9 protein-coding genes and 1 pseudogene are annotated in these 3,919 nt (G+C 43.2%); 7 read left to right on the plus strand and 3 right to left on the minus strand.

What is annotated here, in order from left to right:
* From P5683_RS23365 to P5683_RS23375, 3 genes and pseudogenes are all read left to right on the plus strand, one after another.
* A pseudogene (locus P5683_RS23365) lies at positions 1-333 on the plus strand (hypothetical protein); the annotation flags it as partial.
* Positions 334-378: 45 nt separating this feature from the next.
* Positions 379-825 carry a DUF29 domain-containing protein gene (locus tag P5683_RS23370; protein ID WP_108615132.1) on the plus strand — a complete coding sequence of 149 codons (447 nt, stop codon included), beginning with the start codon at positions 379-381 and terminating at the stop codon, positions 823-825.
* Positions 826-899: 74 nt separating this feature from the next.
* On the plus strand, positions 900-1,040 hold the full coding sequence (locus P5683_RS23375) for a hypothetical protein (protein WP_187758698.1): 141 nt from the start codon (positions 900-902) through the stop codon (positions 1,038-1,040).
* Here P5683_RS23375 and P5683_RS23380 read toward each other — a convergent pair.
* Positions 1,015-1,218: a hypothetical protein gene (locus P5683_RS23380; protein ID WP_187758699.1), complete on the minus strand. Its 204-nt coding sequence runs from the start codon at positions 1,216-1,218 to the stop codon at positions 1,015-1,017. The two genes, P5683_RS23375 and P5683_RS23380, sit on opposite strands and share 26 nt — an antisense overlap.
* Before the next feature lie 245 nt (positions 1,219-1,463).
* Here P5683_RS23380 and P5683_RS23385 point away from each other — a divergent pair, with 245 nt between their 5' ends.
* From P5683_RS23385 to P5683_RS23400, 4 genes are all read left to right on the plus strand, one after another.
* Positions 1,464-2,111: a Uma2 family endonuclease gene (locus tag P5683_RS23385; RefSeq protein ID WP_315645033.1), complete on the plus strand. Its 648-nt coding sequence runs from the start codon at positions 1,464-1,466 to the stop codon at positions 2,109-2,111.
* Between the two features lie 129 nt (positions 2,112-2,240).
* Positions 2,241-2,477, plus strand: a complete 237-nt coding sequence (locus P5683_RS23390; RefSeq protein WP_006622279.1) for a type II toxin-antitoxin system HicB family antitoxin — start codon at positions 2,241-2,243, stop codon at positions 2,475-2,477.
* 8 nt (positions 2,478-2,485) lie between these two features.
* On the plus strand, positions 2,486-2,668 hold the full coding sequence (locus P5683_RS23395) for a type II toxin-antitoxin system HicA family toxin (protein ID WP_006622280.1): 183 nt from the start codon (positions 2,486-2,488) through the stop codon (positions 2,666-2,668).
* Between the two features lie 81 nt (positions 2,669-2,749).
* Positions 2,750-2,923, plus strand: coding sequence for a hypothetical protein (locus tag P5683_RS23400; protein WP_315645034.1), 174 nt, complete (start codon positions 2,750-2,752; stop codon positions 2,921-2,923).
* On the opposite strand, the gene P5683_RS23405 is transcribed toward P5683_RS23400, so the two are convergent.
* Together P5683_RS23405 and P5683_RS23410 are read right to left on the minus strand one after the other, a co-directional pair.
* Entirely contained in the window at positions 2,898-3,026 is a 129-nt protein-coding gene (locus P5683_RS23405) for a hypothetical protein (RefSeq protein WP_315642427.1), read from the minus strand. The two genes, P5683_RS23400 and P5683_RS23405, sit on opposite strands and share 26 nt — an antisense overlap.
* A 487-nt stretch (positions 3,027-3,513) precedes the next feature.
* The gene (locus P5683_RS23410) at positions 3,514-3,726 is read right to left on the minus strand and encodes a type II toxin-antitoxin system HicB family antitoxin (protein ID WP_006622285.1); all 213 of its coding nucleotides are present in this window, start codon (positions 3,724-3,726) and stop codon (positions 3,514-3,516) included.
* Between the last annotated feature and the right edge of the window lie 193 nt (positions 3,727-3,919).

The following is a 3,919-nucleotide window of genomic DNA, read 5'->3' on the forward strand; positions in this document are numbered from 1 at the left end:
AGTCTCCAAACATCATCAGCATTGGTGGTCATGGGGGTTGTCCTTGGTGGTGTTTTAATTCTCCATTTTAGCAGGTCACCACTGCGCGATACGTCGCACTCCGACTGCGCGATCGCTTGTTTCGAGAAACCCGGTTTTTTCAAAAAACCGGGTTTCTTAAATTCTGGCGCAGCCGACAATGGTTGTTTGGGGAAAGTAGGGCGGGTTTATATAGCTGCTGGTGAAGAAGAATATAGGCTGTTGAACCCGCCCCTACAGGAATATGTGACCCCTGGGTGGTTGGGAAAGGCGATCGCTCATAGTGTGGTCCGGGCATCTTGCCTGTATAGTTGAGGGAGGGACAAAACTTTATTTTTGTTGACAATGGGAGGTAATCCGATGAATAATGATGTTTCAGATCTTTATGAACAAGATTATTATCTTTGGCTTCAAGAAACCTATCAAACACTTGAGAAAAAAGAGATAAATCGACTTGATTTTCCGCATCTAATGGAGGAAATTTTAAGTTTGGGAAACGAACAAAGACGAAAAGTATCTAGCTATTTAAGACAACTGTTGATTCATTTATTGCTTTACCAGTATTGGGAATCGGAAAGGCGGCTTTGCGGTAAGGGCTGGCAAAATGAAATTGATAATTTTCGGTTTGAACTGGAGTTATTGCTAAAGTCTCGAACTTTGTATAATTATTTCTTGCAGGAGATTGAAGAAATTTATGTCAAAGCCAGAAAGCAAGCCATTAAAAAAAGTGAATTACCCCTGGAGATTTTTCCGGAAAGGTGTCCTTTTACTGCCGAGAATTTGCTGGACTCTGAATTTCTGCCCTAAATCAACCATTTGAGCTGACCACAGCCGTTGTCGCGATCGCATTCCCGTCCCGCTTATGGGGGGAGTAACGGGGGATGTCGGCTGGGAGTCGGCGGTTGGCGATCGCTTTGGCGGGTGATATAATTCGGGTTGATGCCTCAATAAATTCTTTCGCCGCAGGGGGAGGTGGCAAGGTGCGATCGCATTACATCACAGCCAGCCTACCACTACCCTAGCAGGATTACTGAAATCCTGGGAAATGGGGATGGCGATCGCTTTTTGAAAACCATCCACGGCTTCTTCTAGCTTACGGCTCGGCAGCAGTTGATTACCTCTCACTAAATCGCTGACTTCCCAGACTAAACTGATGCGGAAACCCTCCCCCATTGTACCACAGCCATAGAAATTTGTCAAGTTGCGTAAGTATCTTGATATGGTAAAATACTGGGGTATGTGAATGTAAAATCTACTTTGATGTTTGTTGTTTAAACCGCCCCTTTGATGACGGCAGTCAAGAAGGGTTCAGGCTGGTTGGCGAAGCTGTTATCAACATTCTCTATGGAATTCATGCTCAAGGTTGGCAGTTGATGATATGTTGAGAGGGAGCCAGAACCGAGTTGTTTGATGGGGGGAATCAGTCATAAAATCGGAGGAGCGATATGTTAAGTCAGGAAACTGTTAAGACTAATCCGACGGAAGAACAGAAAATTTCATTGACTTTAGAGGAGTTTCTGGATTGGTATCCGGATGGTTATGAGGGTCGATTTGAATTGCATGATGGGGAGATTGTTAAAATGCAGCCGACTGGAACTCACGAAAAAGTGGCAGGTTTTCTGGCATCCAAAATATCAATTTACATTGATAGTTTAAATTTGCCATTTTTTATCCCTCGCCAAGGACTAATTAAAGCCATAGATTCTGATAAGTCGGCTTATATTCCCGACGTTATGGTATTAGATGATAATGCCCTAGAAAAGGAGCCTCTGTGGACAAAGCGATCGACTATTACTCAATCGGTGAGTATTAAGTTGGTTATAGAAGTCGTCAGTACCAATTGGCGGGATGATTATTTGATGAAGCTGGCAGAATATGAAAAATTAGGGATAGGCGAATATTGGATAGTTGATTATTTGGGGTTGGGAGGTCGGCGTTATATTGGAGACCCCAAAAAACCGACTATTTCGGTTTATCATTTAGTTGAAGGAGAGTACGAACTCCATTTATTTAGAGGTGAAAATGTGGTGACTTCGCCAACTTTTACAGAACTCAATTTGACCGCCGAACAAATATTTAAGGCAAGGCAGTAGCTGAGGATAACGGTTATGACAATAAGTAATACAAGAAAGACCATGCCCCAGATAGTTGGGCTTTGCTAGTATCAATAATTACAAGAATTCCCAAACTTTTGGACTTGCTTAGATTCTCAAGTGTCAATTATGGAAAAATTGCTGCAACTGCATATTGAAAAATTACCTGAAGGTGTTTATTTAGCAACCAGCGATGCTTTGCCTGGTTTAGTTGCTCAGGGAGAAACTCTGGCTGAAGCTTTGGAAATAGCTCGTGATGTAGCCGTTAAGTTAATAGAAGCTCGTCGTGAAAGACAACTTATGAATTGGGAAGGTTTACAAACTCTTGCCGAAAAGTTTGATTATCCATTGATTATTAATGAATAATTTGTTTGATGGGAAGATTGTCAGGATTTCGCTATCGAGAAATTGTGAAAAAGTTGAAGACTTTTGGGTTTGTTTTTGACCGCCAAGCTGCTGGTAGTCACGAAATTTGGTACAACCCAGCTCGGAATTTATATACCACGATTCCTAACCATTCGGGAGATATGCCAGAGGGGACTTTGCGGGCAATTTGAAAGCAAGCTGAAATCCGTCCAGAAGATTTTTTAAATGCTTGATTTAAATGAAAAATGGGGATAAGACTGAGGATGATATTGGTGCTAATTTATTTACAAAATGGGGGAGGGGGGATGTGGGCTGGGAGTCGGCGGTTGGCGATCGCTTTGAGGGGTGATATAATTCGGGTTGATGCCTCCATAAATTCTTTCACCGCAGGGGGAGGTGGCAAGGTGCGATCGCATTACATCACAGCCAGCCTACCACTACCCTAGCAGGATTACTGAAATCCTGGGAAATGGGGATGGCGATCGCTTTTTGAAAACCATCCACCGCCTCTTCTAGCTGACGGCTCCGCAGCAGTTGATTACCCCTCACTAAATCCCTGACTCCCCAGAATCAAGTCTATATAGACCGGTTGGATTCACCCAGGGATTATACCATCATCAGGATATTCTTGCCAAGGATTTTAATCAACCCACAATCAACTACACTTGTCAAGTACGGATAACCGAATGCTTTATTCCGGCAAACCGAATGCCGCTCGCTCTAGGTAATGCGATCGCCCGAGTTGTGGGGATATCTAAACTCAAATGAGGGTGACTTACAATGTATTGATAATGTCAGTTTTAGCAACTCCTTTGTGTCGGGAAATTGCTCGTAAAATACTATTGAGAGTTCCCAGTCGCAAAGGGTTATGATTGGGAATGCTAATCCTTTGATGGTGGGGCAACTCTGTTTATAAAATAATGTGGCTCCCCTGTTAGTGAACCACCTCATAATCCCATTGGCGACAGAGAATGTCTGCCAAATGAGTCCCTTTCATATCTCTGGGGATTTTCATCGATAATTTGGATCGATCTACTTACTGGATGACTAAGATTTCTTCTTTGACTAGATGTAGCTTGACATTGGGACAGCTAGGTTGGTCGAAATAATAGCCTTTGATGGCTTCATTGACATGGACTCGTAACGCTTCCCAATCATCACCCTGAGTGAAGATATCCTCGGTCAAACATTCGGCTACAAATCCGCCATCTTCTTCCTGATACACTTCAAAAATGATGACTGAATTCATTTTTATCATCCTCGTTCATGGGTGACATCAATCCTAAAAAATGGTCGCTATTTTCATTCAAACTTTGACCCAGAAGGAGCTTGTTCGGTTCCGATCATACCACAAGCTGATCGTTAAAGTGTGCGACGATCGCATTTCGATCGCACCCATCCTGTCAACCCCCAGCCCTCATGGCCCCATCGGAATTGCTGAA

Origin of the sequence: Limnospira sp. PMC 1279.21 (assembly GCF_032349615.1) — a bacterium.
GTDB classification, from domain to species: domain Bacteria; phylum Cyanobacteriota; class Cyanobacteriia; order Cyanobacteriales; family Microcoleaceae; genus Limnospira; species Limnospira fusiformis.

Coding starts and splice junctions, on each gene's coding strand:
- P5683_RS23370 (WP_108615132.1), top strand. CDS start 379: ATGAATAATGATGTTTCAGATCTTTATGAACAAGATTATTATCTTTGG.
- P5683_RS23375 (WP_187758698.1), top strand. CDS start 900: ATGTCGGCTGGGAGTCGGCGGTTGGCGATCGCTTTGGCGGGTGATATA.
- P5683_RS23385 (WP_315645033.1), top strand. CDS start 1,464: ATGTTAAGTCAGGAAACTGTTAAGACTAATCCGACGGAAGAACAGAAA.
- P5683_RS23390 (WP_006622279.1), top strand. CDS start 2,241: ATGGAAAAATTGCTGCAACTGCATATTGAAAAATTACCTGAAGGTGTT.
- P5683_RS23395 (WP_006622280.1), top strand. CDS start 2,486: ATGGGAAGATTGTCAGGATTTCGCTATCGAGAAATTGTGAAAAAGTTG.
- P5683_RS23410 (WP_006622285.1), bottom strand. CDS start 3,726: ATGAATTCAGTCATCATTTTTGAAGTGTATCAGGAAGAAGATGGCGGA.